Source organism: Pseudomonas sp. NPDC088444 (assembly GCF_044900175.1).
Lineage (GTDB): Bacteria > Pseudomonadota > Gammaproteobacteria > Pseudomonadales > Pseudomonadaceae > Aquipseudomonas.
Genome location: NZ_JBJDNK010000001.1, coordinates 118,502 through 138,002, shown reverse-complemented (window position 1 = coordinate 138,002; position 19,501 = coordinate 118,502). Strand labels below are relative to the sequence as shown.

Annotated in this window: 18 protein-coding genes; 12 read left to right on the top strand and 6 right to left on the bottom strand. The window is 60.0% G+C overall.

Annotated elements, in window-relative coordinates:
• The first annotated feature begins 104 nt into the window (after positions 1 to 104).
• Together ACI2KB_RS00915 and ACI2KB_RS00910 are read left to right on the top strand one after the other, a co-directional pair.
• A complete protein-coding gene (locus tag ACI2KB_RS00915) occupies positions 105 to 1,025 on the top strand; it encodes a LysR family transcriptional regulator (RefSeq protein WP_404630487.1) in 921 nt (306 codons plus the stop codon).
• On the top strand, positions 1,025 to 1,927 hold the full coding sequence (locus ACI2KB_RS00910) for a LysR family transcriptional regulator (RefSeq protein ID WP_404630485.1): 903 nt from the start codon (positions 1,025 to 1,027) through the stop codon (positions 1,925 to 1,927). The genes ACI2KB_RS00915 and ACI2KB_RS00910 overlap by 1 nt, the downstream gene beginning before the upstream one ends.
• Before the next feature lie 8 nt (positions 1,928 to 1,935).
• On the opposite strand, the gene ACI2KB_RS00905 is transcribed toward ACI2KB_RS00910, so the two are convergent.
• Positions 1,936 to 3,864: a transglycosylase SLT domain-containing protein gene (locus ACI2KB_RS00905; protein WP_404630483.1), complete on the bottom strand. Its 1,929-nt coding sequence runs from the start codon at positions 3,862 to 3,864 to the stop codon at positions 1,936 to 1,938.
• Positions 3,865 to 4,052: 188 nt separating this feature from the next.
• Here ACI2KB_RS00905 and ACI2KB_RS00900 point away from each other — a divergent pair, with 188 nt between their 5' ends.
• The gene (locus ACI2KB_RS00900; RefSeq protein ID WP_404630481.1) at positions 4,053 to 5,975 is read left to right on the top strand and encodes an ATP-binding cassette domain-containing protein; all 1,923 of its coding nucleotides are present in this window, start codon (positions 4,053 to 4,055) and stop codon (positions 5,973 to 5,975) included.
• Between the two features lie 217 nt (positions 5,976 to 6,192).
• Here the strand turns inward: ACI2KB_RS00900 and ACI2KB_RS00895 are convergent, their stop codons facing one another.
• Complete coding sequence (locus ACI2KB_RS00895) at positions 6,193 to 6,636, bottom strand: universal stress protein (RefSeq protein WP_404630479.1); 444 nt, start codon at positions 6,634 to 6,636, stop codon at positions 6,193 to 6,195.
• Positions 6,637 to 6,746: 110 nt separating this feature from the next.
• Between ACI2KB_RS00895 and ACI2KB_RS00890 the strand changes: the two genes are divergently transcribed.
• The 7 genes from ACI2KB_RS00890 (at position 6,747) to ACI2KB_RS00860 (ending at position 15,188) form a co-directional block, all read left to right on the top strand.
• Positions 6,747 to 7,184 (top strand): hypothetical protein, encoded by a 438-nt coding sequence (locus ACI2KB_RS00890; protein ID WP_404630477.1) that lies wholly within the window; start codon positions 6,747 to 6,749, stop codon positions 7,182 to 7,184.
• A 598-nt stretch (positions 7,185 to 7,782) separates the two neighbouring features.
• On the top strand, positions 7,783 to 9,930 hold the full coding sequence (gene fadB, locus ACI2KB_RS00885; RefSeq protein ID WP_404630475.1) for a fatty acid oxidation complex subunit alpha FadB: 2,148 nt from the start codon (positions 7,783 to 7,785) through the stop codon (positions 9,928 to 9,930).
• A gap of 23 nt (positions 9,931 to 9,953) precedes the next feature.
• The gene (fadA, locus tag ACI2KB_RS00880; protein ID WP_404630473.1) at positions 9,954 to 11,129 is read left to right on the top strand and encodes an acetyl-CoA C-acyltransferase FadA; all 1,176 of its coding nucleotides are present in this window, start codon (positions 9,954 to 9,956) and stop codon (positions 11,127 to 11,129) included.
• Positions 11,130 to 11,231: 102 nt separating this feature from the next.
• On the top strand, positions 11,232 to 11,468 hold the full coding sequence (locus ACI2KB_RS00875) for a DUF1653 domain-containing protein (RefSeq protein ID WP_404630471.1): 237 nt from the start codon (positions 11,232 to 11,234) through the stop codon (positions 11,466 to 11,468).
• Positions 11,469 to 11,578: 110 nt separating this feature from the next.
• The gene (gene topA, locus ACI2KB_RS00870; RefSeq protein WP_404630469.1) at positions 11,579 to 14,182 is read left to right on the top strand and encodes a type I DNA topoisomerase; all 2,604 of its coding nucleotides are present in this window, start codon (positions 11,579 to 11,581) and stop codon (positions 14,180 to 14,182) included.
• A 141-nt stretch (positions 14,183 to 14,323) separates the two neighbouring features.
• A complete protein-coding gene (locus ACI2KB_RS00865) occupies positions 14,324 to 14,845 on the top strand; it encodes a DUF6586 family protein (RefSeq protein WP_404630467.1) in 522 nt (173 codons plus the stop codon).
• A gap of 106 nt (positions 14,846 to 14,951) precedes the next feature.
• On the top strand, positions 14,952 to 15,188 hold the full coding sequence (locus ACI2KB_RS00860) for a hypothetical protein (protein ID WP_093467610.1): 237 nt from the start codon (positions 14,952 to 14,954) through the stop codon (positions 15,186 to 15,188).
• A 99-nt stretch (positions 15,189 to 15,287) separates the two neighbouring features.
• Here the strand turns inward: ACI2KB_RS00860 and sulA are convergent, their stop codons facing one another.
• Positions 15,288 to 15,791 carry an SOS-induced cell division inhibitor SulA gene (gene sulA, locus ACI2KB_RS00855; protein WP_404630465.1) on the bottom strand — a complete coding sequence of 168 codons (504 nt, stop codon included), beginning with the start codon at positions 15,789 to 15,791 and terminating at the stop codon, positions 15,288 to 15,290.
• An 11-nt stretch (positions 15,792 to 15,802) separates the two neighbouring features.
• Positions 15,803 to 16,411: a transcriptional repressor LexA gene (gene lexA, locus ACI2KB_RS00850; protein WP_404630463.1), complete on the bottom strand. Its 609-nt coding sequence runs from the start codon at positions 16,409 to 16,411 to the stop codon at positions 15,803 to 15,805.
• 250 nt (positions 16,412 to 16,661) lie between these two features.
• On the opposite strand from lexA, the gene ACI2KB_RS00845 reads away from it, so the two are divergent.
• Together ACI2KB_RS00845 and nagZ are read left to right on the top strand one after the other, a co-directional pair.
• Positions 16,662 to 17,375 (top strand): TetR family transcriptional regulator, encoded by a 714-nt coding sequence (locus ACI2KB_RS00845; RefSeq protein ID WP_404630461.1) that lies wholly within the window; start codon positions 16,662 to 16,664, stop codon positions 17,373 to 17,375.
• 102 nt (positions 17,376 to 17,477) lie between these two features.
• Positions 17,478 to 18,476, top strand: coding sequence for a beta-N-acetylhexosaminidase (gene nagZ / locus ACI2KB_RS00840; protein ID WP_404631690.1), 999 nt, complete (start codon positions 17,478 to 17,480; stop codon positions 18,474 to 18,476).
• A 57-nt stretch (positions 18,477 to 18,533) separates the two neighbouring features.
• On the opposite strand, the gene ACI2KB_RS00835 is transcribed toward nagZ, so the two are convergent.
• Positions 18,534 to 19,187 (bottom strand): HAD-IA family hydrolase, encoded by a 654-nt coding sequence (locus ACI2KB_RS00835; protein WP_404630459.1) that lies wholly within the window; start codon positions 19,185 to 19,187, stop codon positions 18,534 to 18,536.
• Positions 19,188 to 19,263: 76 nt separating this feature from the next.
• The gene (locus ACI2KB_RS00830; protein WP_404630457.1) at positions 19,264 to 19,476 is read right to left on the bottom strand and encodes a hypothetical protein; all 213 of its coding nucleotides are present in this window, start codon (positions 19,474 to 19,476) and stop codon (positions 19,264 to 19,266) included.
• Between the last annotated feature and the right edge of the window lie 25 nt (positions 19,477 to 19,501).

Sequence of the window (19,501 nt, the reverse complement as noted above, 5' to 3'; positions counted from 1 at the left end):
ATTACAGCTTCTGGCGCACTCCGTCTCGCCGACGTTAGCGGTTTAAATTGCGCCTCACCTTGCTACTATCGCGTCCATTCGCCTCCGTTTTTCGCCGAGCCCCCATGGACAGATTTCAGGAAATGCAGGTCTTCATTGCCGTATGCGAGGAGCGCAGCTTCGCCACGGCTGCCCGGCGCTTGAACATGTCCGCCCCCAGTGTCACGCGGGCAGTCGCAGCGCTGGAAAAGCGCATCGGTACCCTGTTGCTGTCACGCACCACGCGCAGCGTGCACCTGAGCGAAGCCGGGCAGCGCTACCTCACCGATTGCCGTCGCATCCTCAGTGAACTCGAAGAGGCCGAAGACTCCGCAGGCGGCAGCATCGCCGCGCCCGTCGGGCAACTGACGGTCACTGCTTCGTTGCTGTTCGGCGAGCTGTTCGTCATGCCGTTGGTGGTGGGTTATCTGCAGGAGCATCCCGGTGTCAGCGTGAACGCCTTGTTGCTGGACCGGGTCACGCAAATGGTCGAGGAAGGCATCGATGTTGCGGTGCGTATCGGCCATTTGATGGACAGTAGCCAGCATGGCGTGAAAGTCGGTGAGGTGCGCCGTGTGCTGTGCGCATCCCCCGGTTACCTCGCCATACACGGGCGTCCGAAACACCCCTCGGATCTGAAAGAGCACCGTCTGATCGTCTCGTCTGCCAGTGTGCTGGTGCGTCGCTGGGCATTCATGGAGGACGGCAAGCCGTTGAACGTTGATTTACAGACCCGCCTGACCGTGTCCGCTAATCAGGCCGCGATCACCTCGGCCAGAATGGGTTGGGGCATCACTCGCGTGTTGTCTTATCAGGTCGCCAGCCAAGTGGCGAGCAGGGAGCTGGAACTGATCCTGGAAGATTTCGAAGAGCCGCCGCTGCCGATTCACGTCTGTTATCAGGCTGAGCGCAAGGTCTCGGCCAAAGTGCGGACGTTCGTCGATTACTGCGTCCAGCGCATGCAGCAAGATCCGGCCATTCAGGCCGTGGGGCGGGAGCGTCGCTGATGGAGCGCCATCGGCAGATGACCATCTTTGAGGCCGTAGCCCGCGAACAGGGACTGGCTGCGGCTTCAAGGGCGCTGGACGTATCCGAGGCCACGGTGAGTCGGTCTCTGGCGGCGTTGGAAAAACGCCTCGGTACCCGGCTGTTGGAGCGCAGTACCCGAGGTGTAATGCTGACCGACGCGGGTCGGCAGTTCGCCAGTGATAGCACGCGGTTGTTGCGGGCGGTGGACGAAGCGGACGCCTCGGCCAACGGGCTGCACAGTGAACCTCGCGGACTGCTGACCGTGGTCACGCCGCTGTTGTTCGGCGAACGCTTGTTGATGCCGATAGCGCTGGACTTTCTGGACGCCTGGCCGGGAATCGAAATGACGGTGGCGTATCAGGATCGTTTTCCCAACCTGCACGAAGAGGGTGTCGATGTCGCGGTGTTGATCGGTGCCTTGCCCGACGCGTACATGGTCGCGCGCAAGGTGGGTCACGTACGGCAGATGATTTGCGCCAGCCCGGCCTACCTCGAACATCATCCTGCGCCCGTCACGCTGAGTGAGTTGAACGGGCATTCGCTGGTGTTCTGTAGTGCTGACAACCGGGTTCTGGAGTGGCGATTTCAGCGCAACGGGTCGCTGCGCAGCGTGGCGCTGAAGCCGACGCTACGTTGTACCACGCAGGTCGCGGCCCTTGATGCGGCGCTCGGAGGGGCAGGGTTGGCGTCGTGCCTGAGCTATCAGGTGCACGAGCACCTTGAAGCGGGGCACCTGCTCCCCGTGCTGGAAGCCTTCGAGCCGGAGCCGCTGCCCGTGCACCTCATTTATCGGGAAGGGCGGCGCGCCTCGGCACGGGTGCGCAGCTTCGTCGACTTTGCCGTCGAACGCATGCGACAGCTCCCGATGCTGGTCAGTTGAATCCGTCCTTACAGATCATCGAAAAACCGTTCATGCCAATCCACCAGCGGCTGTGGTGCGTTGAGCTTCTGGCCGTAGATCACTGCGTAAGACAGCACGTTCTGCACATACTGGCGGGTTTCGTCGAACGGGATGCTTTCGACCCAGACGTCGAACGCCAAGTGGTTCGCGCCCTTGAGCCACTGGCGGACCCGGCCTGGCCCGGCGTTGTAGGCCGCTGACGCCAGCACGCGGTTGCCGTTGAACTGGCCGTGGATCTGGCTCAGGTACGCCGCACCCAACTGGATGTTGGTGTCCGGGTTAAGCACCTGGGCGGGGGAGGCCAGCGGAATGCTGAACTTGCGGGCGGTCTCTTTGGCAGTGGCTGGCATCAATTGCATCAGGCCGCTGGCACCGACGCTGGAGCGGGCGTCGTCCATGAACGCGCTTTCCTGACGGGTGATGGCAAACACCCAGCTCGAATGCAGACCGCGAATCTGTGCTTCGCGCACCAGCGTGTCGCGGTGAGCCATCGGGAATCGAATGTCCAGATCGTCCCAGTACTGCGCCTGGCTGATGGTACGAATGGCCGGGAAGTACCAGCCCATGTCGTAGGCCAGTTTCGCCTGAGCCACCATTTCATCGCGGGTGAAGTGGCGGGTGACGTGGTACCACTCGCGACGACCGTTCACCACTTCGCCGCGCTGGTAAAACTCCAGCGCCCGGCGCACGCCTGGGGTGTTGCGCACTTTGTTGATCGTCGCCTGGCTCAGCATCAGTGGTTTGTTGTTGAGCATGTAAGGGGTCTGCGTGCGATCAGCGGCGAGGAAACCGTAGAAATCACGCTCCTTGGAGACCGCGCGGTACAGCGCTGGCACCTGTGGGTTGTTCGGTTGCGACAGCTCCAGCGCACGGGCCTGCCAATAACGCCAGCGGTTGGTGGTGACCAAGTCCTGCGGCAGTCGGCGGGTCAGCTCGTAGGCATCGCCCCATCGGCCAAGGCGCAGCAACAGGCGCAGGCGCCATTCGGTGACGGTGTTGTCCTTCAAGTCAGGGTCGTATTTGGTCATGACTTCAAGGGCGCGGTCGTCGTAGCTGCGCGCCAGGGTCAGGCCGATTTCCTTGGCGATCTGCACCTGTTCTTCATGGGAGAAATGCAGCACGGGGGCGTAGCTGTCCAGCAGCTCCATCGCCCGTTGCGGGTCCTGTTTGGCCAGGCGTCGCAGGCCCAGTCCCACCACATCGGACATTGCCTCGTCAGCGGGCATGAACTGGCCCTGGTTGTTGACCATTTCCGGCTTCTGCGCGACCGCGATCAGCAAGCGACCCTGAGGGGCGAGGGTGGTCATGCTGTTGACCAGTTGATTGGCCAGCGCGTAGTTGCGCGCCTGAGCGGCCAGTTTGGCGCGCTGCCAGCGTTTCTGCTCGGTGAGCTGACCCTCAACCGCCCATTGGGTGAACAGGGTGTCGCAGGCGGTCGGCAGGGTCTTGCCGGTCATCCAGAGCTTTTCGGCGTTGGCGTAACCTTCAGAGCGCATATTGTGGCTGAGCTGGTAGGTGCCATAGAGGCAATCCAGCTCGGTGAAATTGAGTTTCGGGTCGTAATACTGGACGAATGGCTGCCAATCGCCACGGGAAGCCAGCAGGCGCAACCAACGCAATTTCATGAAATTGGCCTGCGGCAGGTCGCCGTGCGCGGCCAGAAATTTCTGAACTTCGTCGTTGCTGGCAGTGTTCAGACGAGCGGTCAACTCGTCGTAGGCCAGATAAGGTTCCAGTGGATAATCGGCCAGGGCCGAGGCGTACATCCGATAGGGGCCGGTATCGCCTTTGGCCAGCGCACGTTTGGCTTGATCGTAATATTGACGTTGGGTGGTGACATCGACCGCTTGGACGGACTGGGCAGCGGTGGCCGACAGAAGCAGGCAGGACAAAAGGCTGAACAAACGACTGCGCATGAGACTTCCGTGCAGATGAACGGTGAAAAGTGCCGCTAGCTTAGCGTGTTGCCTGCGCGGGGTGAAAGGGCTCGCTTGTTGGTTGTCATAGATGGATACAAACCGTTGTGGTTGGCATCAGAGTAATAATCCAAAGCCATACCTCACACATCTCAGGTAGAATGCGCGCCCGGTTTTTGGAGAAGCTCATGACCCTGCTCAAATTAAGCGATGTGTCCCTTGCGTTCGGCGCCATGCCGTTGTTGGACAAGGTGTCCTGGCAGATCGCCCGTGGTGAGCGGGTGTGCATCATCGGTCGTAACGGCACCGGCAAGTCCAGCATGCTGAAACTGGTCAAGGGTGTGCAGTTGCCCGATGACGGCAGCGTCTGGCGTGCGCCGGGCCTGAAAATCGGTGAACTGCCACAGGAGTTGCCCGTAGCCGATGGCCGTACCGTATTCGATGTCGTGGCCGAAGGTCTGGATGGCGTGGGCGCCTTGCTCGCCGAGTACCACCACCTGAGCCAGAACATCGTTACCGCCGAAGACCTCGACAAACTGATGCACGTGCAGTCGGACCTCGAAGCCCGTGACGGCTGGCGCCTGCAGCAACTGGTCGAAAGCACCCTGAGCCGTCTGCAGTTGCCCGCCGACAAGACCCTGGCCGACCTCTCCGGTGGTTGGCGTCGTCGCGTGCTGCTGGCCCAGGCATTGGTCGCCGAGCCTGACCTGCTGCTGCTCGACGAACCGACCAACCACCTGGACATCGGCGCCATCGCCTGGCTCGAAGAAGCATTGAAAGATTTCCAGGGGGCGGTGCTGTTCATTACCCACGACCGCTCTTTCCTGCAAAACCTGGCCACGCGCATTCTTGAGCTGGACCGCGGCGGCTTGATCGACTGGAACGGCGATTACGCCAGTTTCCTGGTGCACAAGGAAGCCGCGCTGGCCGCCGAAGAAACGGCCAACGCGCTGTTCGACAAGCGTCTGGCGCAGGAAGAAGTGTGGATCCGCCAGGGCATCAAGGCTCGCCGGACCCGCAACGAAGGCCGGGTACGTGCCCTCAAGGCGCTGCGTGTCGAGCGCAGCCAGCGTCGTGAACGCACTGGCAAGGCGAACATTCAGCTGGACACCGCCGAAAAGTCCGGCAAGCAGGTGATGGTGCTGGAAAACGTCAGCTTCGCGCACCCGGGTGGCCCGACGTTGATCAAGGATTTTTCCATGGTCCTGCAGCGTGAGGACCGCATCGGTCTGCTGGGGGCCAACGGCACGGGCAAGACCACGCTGCTCAAACTGATGCTGGACAACCTCCAGCCGACCTCGGGCACCGTTGAGGTCGGTACCAACCTGGAAGTGGCCTATTTCGACCAGTTGCGCCATCAACTGGACCTGGAAAAGACCGTCATCGACAACATTTCCGAAGGTCGGGACTTCATCGAGATCGACGGTCAGAACCGCCATGTATTGAGCTATCTGGGCGATTTCCTGTTCAGCCCTCAGCGTGCCCGTACTCCGGTCAAGGCGCTGTCCGGCGGTGAGCGCGCCCGTTTGCTGCTGGCCAAGCTGTTTAGCAAGCCCGCCAACCTGCTGGTACTCGACGAGCCGACCAACGATCTGGACGTCGAAACCCTCGAACTGCTCGAAGAAGTGTTGTCGAACTTCAAAGGCACCGTGCTGATGGTCAGCCACGACCGGGCGTTTCTCGACAACGTGGTCACCAGCACGCTGGTGTTCGAAGGCGAGGGTAAGGTGCGTGAATACGTCGGCGGTTATCAGGACTGGCTGCGTCAGGGCGGCTCGCCGCGTTTGCTGGGGGTGACGGAAAGCAAATCCGGCAAGGCTGACCTGAATTCAGCGATTGTCGAGCCGGTGGCCGCTGCGCCTGCGCCGGTTCAGGAAGCTGCTCCGGCGGCGAAAAAGAAACTCAGTTATAAGCTGCAACGAGAGCTGGAAGCGTTGCCGGGTGAGATCGATGCCAAAGAGCAACAGATCGCAGCGGTTCAGGCCGACATTGCCAATCCGGGCTTCTATCAGCGCCCTGCGGCTGAAACCACTCAGGTGCTGGCTTCTCTTGAGCAGTTGAACAAAGAGCTGGATGCGCTGGTCGAGCGTTGGGCTGAACTCGACGAGTAACGGATCAGGTCGGCCGTAATCCTTGCATGCGCCAGCAAGTCGGCTCCTGCAAGGTTCGGCGTCGAACACAATCCCTGGATCTGGCTCGATTTCTGTGGGAGCCGCCTTGGTGGCGAAAGCGGTGAATCAGTTACGTGGCCGGTAGCTGAAGCACCGCTTTCGCCCGCAAGCCGGCTCCCACACCAAGTGCACGGCTTGCGATGGATCGGGCGGCTACTTACTCGGCGCGCTTAACCAGTCGTACCGCCAATACGTCACACGGTGCGCCATGCAGCACGTCATTGGCGGTGGAGCCCAGCAGCAGCGACAGGCCGTGACGGCCATGGCTGCCCACGACGATCAGATCGACCTTGTGCTCCTTGGCCAGTTGATGGATTTCCTGGCGCGGCTGGCCGTAGGTCAGGTGGCTGTCACCGGTTTTCACTTCCGGGTATTTGAGTTTCAGGGCCTCCAGCTTTTCCTTGGCTTGGTCGAATTGCTGTTGTTGCAATTGCGACAGGTCCATCGGCACGTCGCCGCCAAAGGCCATGGCCATGGGCTCGACGATATGCACCAGCGACAGTTTGGCGTTGGTGCCCAGGGCCAGATTCATGGCCTTCTTGATGACCGGATCGCACTCTTCAGTGAGGTCCACGGCAACCAGAATATGTTCATAGGACATGGGATGTTCCTTCTGAGGTCTGCGATGATTTTGATTATGGCTCTTTTCACGCGCCTCATGGCACGCCGTCATGTTTCGCTCGTCGCTCCCCGCGACAGGGGCATAGACATATGACGGTGTGGATAGTGCTGTCAATCATTGCGGTGGTACTGAGTCCTCTGGTATGGCTGCGCCCATCTCGATCCCAGAGCGGCCGGATGGCGATTCGTCTGGCCGCACGGCGCATGGGGCTGGCCATGCAACTGATGCCCCAAGAGTGGCCGCACTGGCTACCCGTCGAGCCTCCCAGCCCTTGCGCCCAATATCATCGGCCCCGCAGCCGGCGCGACCCTGATAAGTGGACTTATTGGCAAACGACGCCAGGAACCTGGGTCAATCAATGGCGTGAACCCTGTGAGGATGCTCGGTTGCTGGGCCATTTTCAGACGTTGCCTGCGGACGTCTATAAAATCGAAGCCAGCCAGCAGATGCTGGCGCTGTACTGGGCCGAGCGGGGCAATGAAGAAGTGTTGCAACGCGTTGCCGTGGTGCTGAAAGCCCTGGCCTAAATCGGAACAAGGCGCTCACATCAAATCGCAGGCATTAAAAAGCCCGATAACAACATCGGGCTGGGGGTTGGCCAGGCAGGCCGTAATTCTGTTAGCGCTTCATTCGTGACGTTTTGCGGTGCAACACCGCAAAAGAACGCTCAAATTCGTTTCACTCCAAAAACCGAAAACGACCCGTCTTGATGCGCAGTGCGGTGAATGTAGACCTTATTGGTGCATTTGTCTGCTGTGGATCCCGATTTTTTTCGGTATTTGCGCACCGGTCGTCGCTTTACGTGTTTAGTCATCCCTTCATTCATTGAACGTGATCATTTTGCTGAATGGTCGTTTATCAAATGTGTCTTTTACCTGTGATTTGCCGGTTTTGTCCGCTGTCGGGCGAATTGACAATTGCTGGAATATGGCAGAAGGTAGGCGCACCCAAATCAAACGGGCGTATGAATTGAGTGTTTGCCGTAGGAATGCTCTGACAGACGCTCGAATCGCGTCGACGGGGTAACTGGCGTTTGGTGTTCGCAACCACGAAAACGTCGTGATTTGCGCCGGATTTCAGCGTCTGACGCGTATTGTTCAGCTTCCATATCGTGGAGATCAGTTGATGATTTACGAAGGTAAAGCCATCACGGTTAAGGCTCTTGAAAGTGGCATCGTCGAATTGAAATTCGACCTCAAGGGTGAGTCCGTCAACAAGTTCAACCGCCTCACCCTCAACGACCTGCGCCAGGCGGTCGACGCCATCAAGGCCGACGCCTCGATCAAGGGCGTCATCGTCACCAGCGGCAAAGACGTGTTCATCGTCGGCGCCGACATCACCGAATTCGTCGATAACTTCAAGCTGCCGGACGCCGAGCTGATCGCCGGTAACCTTGAAGCGAACAAGATCTTCAGTGACTTCGAAGACCTGAACGTGCCGACTCTGGTGGCCATCAACGGCATCGCGCTGGGTGGCGGTCTGGAGATGTGTCTGGCAGCGGATTTCCGCGTCATGTCCACCGAAGCCAAGATCGGCCTGCCGGAAGTCAAGCTGGGCATCTACCCGGGTTTCGGCGGCACCGTGCGCCTGCCGCGTCTGATTGGCGTCGACAACGCTGTCGAATGGATCGCGTCGGGTAAAGACAATCGCGCCGAAGACGCCCTGAAAGTGGGCGCTGTCGATGCGGTGGTCGTGCCGGAGAAACTGCAGGACGCTGCACTGGACCTGATCAAACGCGCCATTTCCGGCGAGTTCGACTTCAAGGCCAAGCGTCAGCCGAAGCTGGACAAGCTGAAACTCAACGCCATCGAGCAGATGATGGCTTTCGAAACCGCCAAAGGTTTCGTCGCCGGTCAGGCAGGCCCGAACTACCCGGCGCCGGTCGAAGCGATCAAGACCATCCAGAAAGCCGCCAACTTCGGTCGCGACAAGGCGCTGGAAGTCGAAGCAGCGGGCTTCGTGAAAATGGCCAAGACTTCGGCTGCCGAAAGTCTGATCGGCCTGTTCCTGAACGATCAGGAACTGAAAAAGAAAGCCAAGAAGTATGACGAAGTCGCCAAGGACGTGAAGCAGGCTGCCGTGTTGGGCGCCGGCATCATGGGTGGCGGTATCGCCTATCAGTCGGCGGTAAAAGGCACGCCGATCCTGATGAAGGACATTCGTGAAGAGGCCATCCAACTGGGTCTGAGCGAAGCGTCGAAACTGCTGGGCAAACGCGTCGAAAAAGGTCGCCTGACCCCGGCGAAGATGGCCGAAGCGCTGAGCGCGATCCGTCCGACTCTGTCCTACGGTGACTTTGCTCACGCGGATCTGGTGGTCGAAGCGGTGGTCGAGAACCCGAAAGTCAAACAGGCCGTATTGGCCGAAGTGGAAGGGCAGGTGGGGGAAGACACCATTCTGGCCTCGAACACCTCGACCATCTCCATCAGCCTGCTGGCCAAGGCACTCAAGCGGCCTGAGAACTTCGTCGGCATGCACTTCTTCAACCCGGTGCACATGATGCCGCTGGTCGAAGTGATCCGTGGTGAGAAGTCCAGCGAAGTCGCGGTCGCGACCACCGTGGCCTACGCCAAGAAAATGGGCAAGAACCCGATCGTGGTCAATGACTGCCCGGGCTTTTTGGTCAACCGCATCCTGTTCCCGTACTTCGGCGGCTTCGCCAAGCTGGTCAGCGCGGGTGTGGACTTCGTGCGCATCGACAAGGTCATGGAGAAGTTCGGCTGGCCAATGGGCCCGGCATACCTGATGGACGTGGTCGGCATCGACACCGGCCACCACGGTCGTGACGTCATGGCCGAGGGCTTCCCGGACCGCATGAAAGACGACCGTCGCTCCGCCGTTGACGCGCTGTATGACGCCAACCGCCTGGGCCAGAAGAACGGCAAAGGCTTCTACGTTTACGAGACCGACAAGAAGGGCAAGCCGAAGAAAGTCGTCGACGCTTCCGTGCTGGAAGTGCTCAAGCCGGTCATCTACGAGCAGCGTGAAGTCAGCGATGACGACATCATCAACTGGATGATGATCCCGCTGTGCCTGGAAACCGTGCGCTGCCTGGAAGACGGCATCGTCGAGACGGCGGCCGAGGCCGACATGGGCCTGATCTACGGCATCGGTTTCCCTCCGTTCCGCGGCGGTGCGCTGCGCTACATCGACTCGATCGGTGTGGCTGAATTCGTTGCCCTGGCTGACCAATACGCTGATTTGGGCGCTTTGTACCACCCCACTGCGAAGCTGCGTGAAATGGCCAAGAACGGCCAGCGCTTCTTCGGTTAAGTGCCCAACGAACAGGTGAGAATATGAGCTTGAATCCGAGAGACGTCGTGATTGTCGACTTCGGTCGCACACCGATGGGCCGCTCCAAGGGTGGCATGCACCGTAACACCCGTGCCGAAGACATGTCGGCGCATCTGATCAGCAAACTGCTGGAGCGCAACTCCAAGGTCGACCCGGCTGAAGTCGAGGACGTGATCTGGGGCTGCGTCAACCAGACGCTGGAGCAAGGCTGGAACATCGCGCGCATGGCGTCGTTGATGACCCAGATCCCGCACACCTCGGCGGCCCAGACCGTCAGCCGTCTGTGCGGTTCGTCCATGAGCGCGTTGCACACTGCGGCTCAGGCGATCATGAGCAACAACGGTGACGTTTTCGTCATTGGCGGCGTCGAGCACATGGGCCACGTAGGCATGATGCATGGCGTCGATCCGAACCCGCACCTGTCGCTGTATGCGGCCAAGGCTTCGGGCATGATGGGCCTGACCGCCGAAATGCTCGGCAAGATGCACGGCATCACCCGTGAAGCACAGGATGCATTCGGCGTTCGCTCGCACCGTCTGGCGCACCAGGCCACCGTGGAAGGCAACTTCAAGGACGAAATCATCCCTATGCAAGGGTATGACGAGAACGGCTTCCTGAAGATGTTCGACTACGACGAAACCATTCGTCCCGAGACTTCGCTGGAAAGCCTGGCGACGTTGAAGCCGGCGTTCAACCCCAAAGGTGGCACCGTGACGGCGGGTACATCGTCGCAGATCACCGACGGCGCTTCCTGCATGATCGTGATGTCGGGCCAGCGGGCGATGGATCTGGGCATTCAGCCGATGGCGGTGATTCGCTCCATGGCGGTGGCGGGTGTCGACCCTGCGATCATGGGGTACGGTCCGGTTCCGGCGACCCAGAAAGCGCTCAAGCGCGCGGGTTTGAGCATTAACGACATCGACTACTTCGAGCTCAATGAAGCCTTCGCGGCGCAGGCGCTGCCAGTGCTGAAAGATTTGAAAGTGCTCGACAAGATGGACCAGAAGGTTAACCTGCACGGCGGCGCGATTGCGTTGGGTCACCCGTTCGGTTGCTCGGGGGCGCGCATTTCCGGCACGCTGCTCAACGTCATGAAGCAGAAGGGCGGCACCCTGGGTGTAGCCACCATGTGCATTGGCTTGGGTCAGGGCATTTCCACCGTCTTCGAACGCGTTTGATCGGTGTGAGTGTTCAAGCCGGGGCCACGTGCCCCGGCTTTCGTTTTTGTCGGGAAACGTTTTTTGAAAGTTTTTTTAAGCGTAATCCGTGAGGTCCGCAGCATGCAGTTACAGCCAGGTCTCTATCGTCACTACAAAGGCCCCGAGTACCGTGTTTTCGGTGTCGCGAAGCATTCCGAGACTGAAGAGGCAGTGGTGTTCTATCAGGCCCTGTATGGCGAATTCGGGCTGTGGGTGCGCCCGCTGAGCATGTTTCTGGAGTCGGTCGAGGTTGACGGCGAGCAAGTGCCGCGCTTTGCTTTGGTGCAGGCCGAACCTGACCTTTTTTCACGGTCGTGAGGCGAGACCTTGCAGTAGCCTCTGCTTGACCTCACCTTGTAGCCACTATATATAGCGGGGCCTCGACGGCTCCAACGTCTTTTTTTCTTGCATTAGGAATTTTCCGATCCATGGGCAAATCGCTGGTCATTGTGGAATCCCCGGCTAAGGCCAAGACCATCAACAAGTACCTGGGCAGCCAGTACGTGGTGAAGTCGAGTATCGGCCATATCCGAGACCTGCCTACCAGCGGTTCGGCTGGCGCTGCCAAAGAGCCCGCCGCCAAGAAGGGCAAGACGGCTTCCGAAGCGCCTGCATTGTCGGCCAAGGAAAAAGCCAAACGCCAACTGGTGGCGCGCATGGGCGTCGACCCCGAGCACGGCTGGAAAGCCAAGTACGAAATCCTTCCCGGCAAGGAGAAGGTGATCGACGAGCTGCGCCGTCTCGCCAAAGACGCTGACACCATCTATCTCGCAACGGACTTGGACCGCGAAGGGGAGGCCATTGCCTGGCACCTGCGGGAAGCCATTGGCGGTGACGACGAGCGCTACAAACGTGTGGTGTTCAACGAAATCACCAAGAAAGCTATCCAGGAAGCCTTCTCCAAGCCGGGAGAGCTGGACATCGCCCGGGTCAACGCCCAGCAGGCCCGCCGCTTCCTGGACCGCGTCGTGGGCTACATGGTTTCGCCGCTGCTGTGGCAGAAGATCGCCCGTGGTCTGTCTGCGGGTCGTGTGCAGTCGGTTGCCGTGAAGCTGGTGGTCGAGCGTGAGCGCGAGATTCGTGCGTTCATCCCCGAGGAATATTGGGAAGTTCACGCCGATCTGGGCACCTCCAAGGGCGCCAATGTGCGCTTCGAGGTCGCCCGCGAGAACGGCGAAGCGTTCAAGCCACTGAACGAAGCCCAGGCCATGGCAGCGCTGGAGAAGCTCAAGGCGTCGTCCTACAGCGTCGCCAAGCGTGAGGACAAACCGACCAGCAGCAAGCCGTCGGCACCGTTCATCACCTCTACGTTGCAGCAGGCGGCGAGCAATCGTCTGGGCTTCGGCGTGAAGAAAACCATGATGATGGCTCAGCGTCTTTATGAGGCGGGCTACATCACTTACATGCGTACCGACTCGACCAACCTGTCGGCCGACGCGGTGGCCATGGCCCGCGCCTACATCGAGAACGAGTTCGGCAAAAAATACCTGCCGGACTCGCCGAACGTCTACAGCAGCAAGGAAGGCGCACAAGAGGCCCACGAAGCGATTCGTCCCTCCGACGTCAACACCCACCCGAGCAAGCTGTCGGGGATGGAGCGTGACGCCGAGCGTCTGTACGACTTGATCTGGCGCCAGTTCGTGGCCTGCCAGATGCCACCTGCGCAATACCTGTCGACCACTGTCAGCGTTGCGGCGAGCGAGTTCGAGCTGCGCGCCAAGGGCCGTATTCTGAAGTTCGATGGCTACACCCGTGTGCTGCCACAAATGAGCAAGCCAGGCGATGACGCTGTGTTGCCGGAAATGGCCCAGGGCGAGACGCTGAAACTGATCAAGCTCGATCCGAGCCAGCACTTCACCAAGCCGCCTGCGCGTTACTCGGAAGCGAGCCTGGTGAAAGAGATGGAAAAGCGCGGAATCGGCCGTCCATCGACCTATGCGGCGATCATCTCGACCATTCAGGACCGTGGCTACGTGGCGCTGCACAACCGCCGCTTCTACTCGGAAAAAATGGGCGACATCGTCACCGAGCGCCTGTCCGAAAGCTTCTCCAACCTGATGGACTACGGCTTCACTGCCGGGATGGAAGAGAACCTCGACGATGTGGCCCAGGGCGAGCGTGACTGGAAAAACGTACTCGACGAATTCTACGGCGACTTCAAGAAGAAGCTGGAAGTGGCCGAGGTGGCGGGCGGCGGCATGCGTGCCAACGAGCCGGTGATGACCGACATTCCGTGCAAGGTCTGTGGTCGCCCAATGCAGATTCGGACGGCGTCCACTGGTGTGTTCCTCGGCTGCTCGGGCTACAGCCTGCCACCGAAAGAGCGTTGCAAGGCTACGGTCAACCTGACGCCAGGCGATGAAATTGCTGAAGATGACGAGGGCGAATCGGAGTCCCGCGTGTTGCGTGGCAAGCATCGCTGCCCAATCTGCAGCACGGCGATGGACGCTTATCTGCTGGACGAGAAGCGCAAGCTGCACATCTGCGGTAATAATCCTGATTGCGCAGGCTACGAAATCGAAGAGGGCAGCTATCGCATCAAGGGCTACGAAGGCCCGAGCGTCGAGTGCGACAAGTGTGGCGGCGAAATGCAGCTCAAGACCGGCCGTTTCGGCAAATTCTTCGGCTGCACCAATTGCAAGAACACCCGCAAGCTGCTCAAAAATGGCGAGGCGGCGCCGCCGAAGATGGACCCGGTCAAGATGCCGGAGCTCAAGTGCGAGAAGGTCGACGACACCTACATCCTGCGTGACGGTGCCTCGGGGTTGTTCCTGGCCGCCAGTCAGTTCCCGAAAAACCGCGAAACCCGCGCTCCGTTGGTGCTGGAAATCGTGCCGCACAAGTCCGAGATCGATCCGAAGTACCACTTCCTGTGCGAAGCGCCACAGAAGGACCCGGATGGCCGTCCAGCGGTGATCCGCTACAGCCGCAAGTCCAAAGAGCAATATGTACAGACCGAGGTGGATGGCAAGCCTACCGGCTGGCGTGCGTTCTACGATGGCGGCACCTGGAAGGTCGAAGACAAGCGTTGATCGCCTGATGCCGCACAGAAAGCGGCTGGCAAGCGAAGGCGCTTTGCGTTAAAAGAATCCCTCGGTGGCTGTCCTGTGCATCGAGGGATTTTTTTTGCCTGGCGTGCTCGTTCACATTCATTGATGGGGAGGCCACAAGTCATGGCTCACGAACTCTATACCCGCACCAACCAGAAGCTGTTTTTCGCAGGTCTTGCCCTTGAAGCCATGGCCAAGGCGTCCACCAGCACCGCCATGAACGCGCAAGGCCTTGTGCAAGCGGAGCGCGAGTCCGCTGTGTTCCATTTGTATGGCGCGCTGTTGGGGTTGTGCCACGAAATTGCCGGTTTCTACCGTCTGCCTCAAGCGACGACGCCTCGGGCTGAAGACCTGCTGACGCCCAAGGTGCTGGAGGCGATTGCCATTCCAGAAATGGCTGAACTGGTCGAATTGGCCGGGCAGCGTGAAACCTGGCTTGCGCAATTGCTGGCGTCCTACAACGCGCTTTTTCAGCCGCCTCGCGCACCGAAGAAGCCAAAAGGTGACGTGACGCAGCCGCTGATCATCGCGGTGGGTGTCGAGGACGAAGCCGAGCCGGCACTGACCCGCGAAGAAATGGAAAGCTGGCGACAGCAGCTCAAGGGCCTGGCGATCCGCTTTCGTGAAGGGCTGAGTGAGTGCTGAGGCGTTCCGGATATCGCATCACCGGGCGTCAGGGCATTTCGAGCGAGGTCTAGGGCATGTGTCATCAGGCTGTTATACTGCGCGCCTTTCGTGGAGAACTGTCCTGATGCCAACCTCTTTTCTGGAAATTGTCGAACTGCCTGACGGCCGCATCGAGTTGCGCCGTGCCGAGGATGAAGGGTCTCTGGTGACCTTGAATTTCTCCGAGGATGCCAAGGCATTTCTGCAAGGCCAACACGTTGAAGTCGCCAAGGCGATGCTCAGTGTGGGTGTGCAAATGGCCGGTCGTCTGGCTGAAGGCGAACTGACCAAAGAAGAAGAGGGGCCTCGCGTCCTGCATTGATCCTTTATGGATCAGTCTCGTATTACCTGTCTGGCGGCTTCTCTATCACGCAGAAGCCCCGCTTTCTGTCGTCTTTGCCCTGTGTGTCGCCTGGCTGAATCAGCCCAGGCGAATGTTCAAGCTTTGCGCGTCACCCGCTCGCGCCGCATTGATGAGTTGCTGCTTCGCACTGCCTGAAATCGGATTGACCCAGCTGACCACGGTGTGGCTGCGGCCCAGTCGCAGGGCTTCGCGTGTCAATTCCAGTGCGGTTTGGGTGCCCCGCGGGTGCATCAGGATAATGCGTTCCCGGTTCAGGCCTGCGTCCCTCAGCCATGCTTGAGTCACGCTGGTGGGTGGGGCAATCAGGGTCAGCCAGCGATCGCTTCGACCTTCGCTCAGGTCGCGCAGGATGGGTGCCAGCAGGTTCAGGCAGTTCCCCGCCGCACCGCGCAATGACAATTCACTGAAGACCTCAGGCTCATTGCTCCAAGGCGCTTCGACGATGTCGTCAAGCACCGGGATCTGGCGAAGAGGGGTGTCCAGTAGCTGTGCGCGGGGCATCATGAATGCATCGAACAGCGGCAGTTGTGCGTGTTGTTGCGGTGTCTGTGGGAACTGCATAAACGTTCTCCTTAGCGGCGAATCACGCCGACGCTCAACCCTTCAATGACCAGATCCTGCTCTTTCAGATTGACTTCGATAGGCGCGAATTCAGGATTCTCGGCGATCAGCCAGACCTTGCTGCCTTCGCGCTTGAAGCGTTTGACGGTGACTTCGTCGCCAATCCGTGCGACGACAATCTGGCCGTTGCGGGCTTCGCGGGTGGTGTGGACGGCCAGCAGGTCGCCGTCGAGAATGCCGACGTCCTTCATGCTCATGCCGTGGACGCGCAACAGGTAGTCGGCACTTGGATGAAAGAAGGCCGGGTTGATCGCCAGAGATTCCTCGACGTGCTGCTGCGCGAGAATCGGTGCACCCGCGGCGACCCGGCCAATGATCGGCAGGCCGCTTTCCTCGGTCTTGGCTTCGAAGCCGGGAATGCGAATGCCACGGGAGGCGCCCGGGGTCATTTCGATGGCGCCCTTGCGAGCGAGCGCCTTGAGGTGCTCTTCGGCGGCGTTGGGGGATTTGAATCCGAGTTCCTGAGCGATTTCCGCGCGGGTAGGCGGGTAGCCGTTGTCTTCCAGGCAGCGTTTGATGAAGTCCAGGATTTCGGCTTGGCGTGACGTCAGTTTGATCATGTGAATCGCTCTGTCTTTTTATACAGTGACTGGAATTATATACAGTGATCGTGACTTGGCAATCCTCCTTTTCAAGTCCATCCCGCGCAACCGGGAATGAATGCCCTCGCGGCAAATCATGGGAATGGCTATAAGCCGTGATTTCTATGGTTAAATGCCGTGACTGATCAGACAGAAAGCGAACAGCCAGGGTTGACAGGCGGTCGGCTGAAACGTATGTTTCAAACAAGTGTTTGTCAGGCGAATAACCATGGCTCAGTCCGAAACAGTTGAACGAATTCTCGATGCTGCGGAGCAGCTTTTCGCGGAAAAGGGTTTTGCGGAAACATCGTTGCGGCTGATCACCAGCAAGGCGTCGGTCAATCTGGCTGCGGTCAACTACCACTTCGGTTCGAAGAAGGCGTTGATTCAGGCTGTCTTCTCCCGTTTCCTCGGCCCGTTCTGTGCCAGTCTCGACAAGGAGCTTGAACGCCGTCAGGCCAGGCCCGAGCACAAACCCACGCTGGAAGAATTGCTGGAAATGCTTGTCGAACAGGCCTTGGTCGTACAGCCTCGCAGCGGCAATGATCTGTCCATTTTCATGCGCCTCCTGGGCTTGGCGTTCAGCCAGAGCCAGGGTCACTTGCGTCGTTATCTGGAAGACATGTACGGCAAGGTCTTCCGTCGCTACATGTTGCTGGTCAACGAAGCGGCGCCGCGTATTCCGCCCATCGAACTGTTCTGGCGCGTGCACTTCATGCTGGGTGCGGCCGCATTCAGTATGTCCGGTATCAAGGCACTGCGCGCGATTGCCGAGACCGATTTCGGCGTGAACACGTCCATCGAGCAGGTCATGCGCCTGATGGTGCCGTTTCTGGCGGCAGGCATGCGCGCCGAAACCGGTGTGACGGATGCTGCCATGATCAGCGCACAGCTCAAGCCGCGCAACAAGAGCACTGCGCCCGCAGCGGCCGCCAAAGTCTGATTTGCCCTTCAGGGGGGCAGCGCATTTGCATCGCACCCCTCGATCCCGCACCATGCCGCTCTGAGCAATGGTTGTTGAAGGATCTTCCTTATGAGTTCTGGCCTGCAAGGCTCCCTGATGGTGGACATCGCCGGTACCTGGCTGACGTCCGAAGACCGTCAGTTTCTGCGTCACCCCGAAGTGGGCGGCCTGATCATTTTCGCCCGCAACATCGAAAGCCCTCGGCAGGTGCGTGAATTGAGTGCGTCTATCCGCGCGATTCGCCCTGATCTGTTGCTGGCGGTCGATCAGGAGGGCGGGCGGGTGCAGCGCTTGCGTCAGGGTTTTGTGCGCTTGCCCGCCATGCGTGCCATCGCCGACAACCCCAATGCCGAGCACCTTGCCGAGCAATGCGGCTGGCTGATGGCAACTGAAGTGTTGGCGGTAGGGCTGGACCTCAGTTTTGCGCCTGTGCTTGACCTGGATTACCAACGCAGTGCGGTGGTGGGCAGCCGCTCGTTCGAAGCCGATCCGCAGCGTGCGGCGCGCCTGGCAGGTGCGTTCATCAAAGGTATGAATGAGGCCGGAATGGCGGCCACTGGCAAGCACTTTCCCGGTCATGGCTGGGCCGAGGCAGACTCTCATGTGGCGATTCCCAACGACGAGCGCAGTCTGGAGGTGATTCGCGCCAATGATCTGGTGCCGTTTGCGCGTTTGAGCAAGCAATTGGCGGCGGTCATGCCCGCTCACGTCATCTACCCGCAAGTCGACAACCAGCCTGCCGGTTTTTCCCGTCGCTGGTTGCAGGACATTCTGCGCGGAGAGCTGGGCTTTGATGGCGTGATTTTCAGTGATGATCTTTCGATGGCCGGGGCGCATGTGGTGGGCGATGCCGCGAGCCGAATCGAAGCCGCACTGACGGCGGGTTGCGACATGGGGCTGGTGTGCAATGACCGCGCAGCGGCCGAGTTGGCGTTGAGTGCTGCGCAGCGTATGAAAGTCACGCCTCATGCCCGTATCGCCAGAATGCGTGGGCGGGGCCTGGCAACGACGGAATACCGCCAGCAACCCCGCTGGCTCGAAGCGCTCGGCGCCCTGCGTGCGGCTCAACTGATCGATTGATTCATCGCCCGGCGAAACGCCGCCGGGCTTGCGTCGATGTTCTGCGTGGAGACAGATTTAGCGGGGGTGCAATGTCAGCCAGCCGTGCGCGTTGGCGGTTACGCCATATTGGTCGTAGCTGAGCAGCGATGCGTGAGCGGTTTCAAGCGCGCGCCTGTGTGTCGCGGTGATCACCATGACGTGCGCGCCAGCGGCCTCGGCCGCTGCGATGCCTGCGGGGGCGTCTTCGAACACCAGGCAATCTTCAGGCTTTACACCGAGCTTGCGGGCGGCGAGCTGGAAACAGTCCGGCGCCGGTTTTCCCTGCTCGACGTCTTCGGCGGCGACCATGACTGCGGGCAGCGGCAATCCAGCGGCCTGAATTCGACGCTCTGCCAACAACCGTGGGGCAGACGTCACCACTGCCCAGCGATCGGTGGGCAAGGCGGCGAGAAACGCCGCTGCACCTTCTATGGACACCACCCCTTCGACGTCATCCGTTTCAGCCTGTGCCAGCAACGCTGCCTCGCGCTCTGGATCGACACCCGGCAGGTCCAGGCGACGAAGGGTGTCGATGCAGCGCACGCCGTGAATGTTGGCCAACAGCGCCTCGACATCCAGCCCCTTGCTTTGCGCCCACTGGCTCCAGACCCGCTCGGCGGCGGCGATGGAATTGGTCAGCGTGCCATCCATGTCGAATAGAAACGCGGCGAATGTGTGCTGTTTCAGCATTGCGTTGGCCCCTTGCCTGGTAGGTGTCGACAGGTTCGGGATGCTAGCACGGCGCTGTCAGCACGGCGCAGCGTACTCAGTAACGGCGCCAGTGTCCCGGCACCCACAGCCAGGCGTTGCCAGCCCAGCGATAATGTCCGCCCACCCATTGTGCGCCGGGAGCGGGCATGACCGGGACCACTTCAACCGGTGGTGGAGGGCGGCGTGGGTGCACAGTTTCGACAACGCAACCGGACAGTGAAAGCGTCACGGCCATGGCCAGAAATACAGCTTTGGTTTTGTGCGACATGAGGAATCCTCGAGACGTCTGGCCC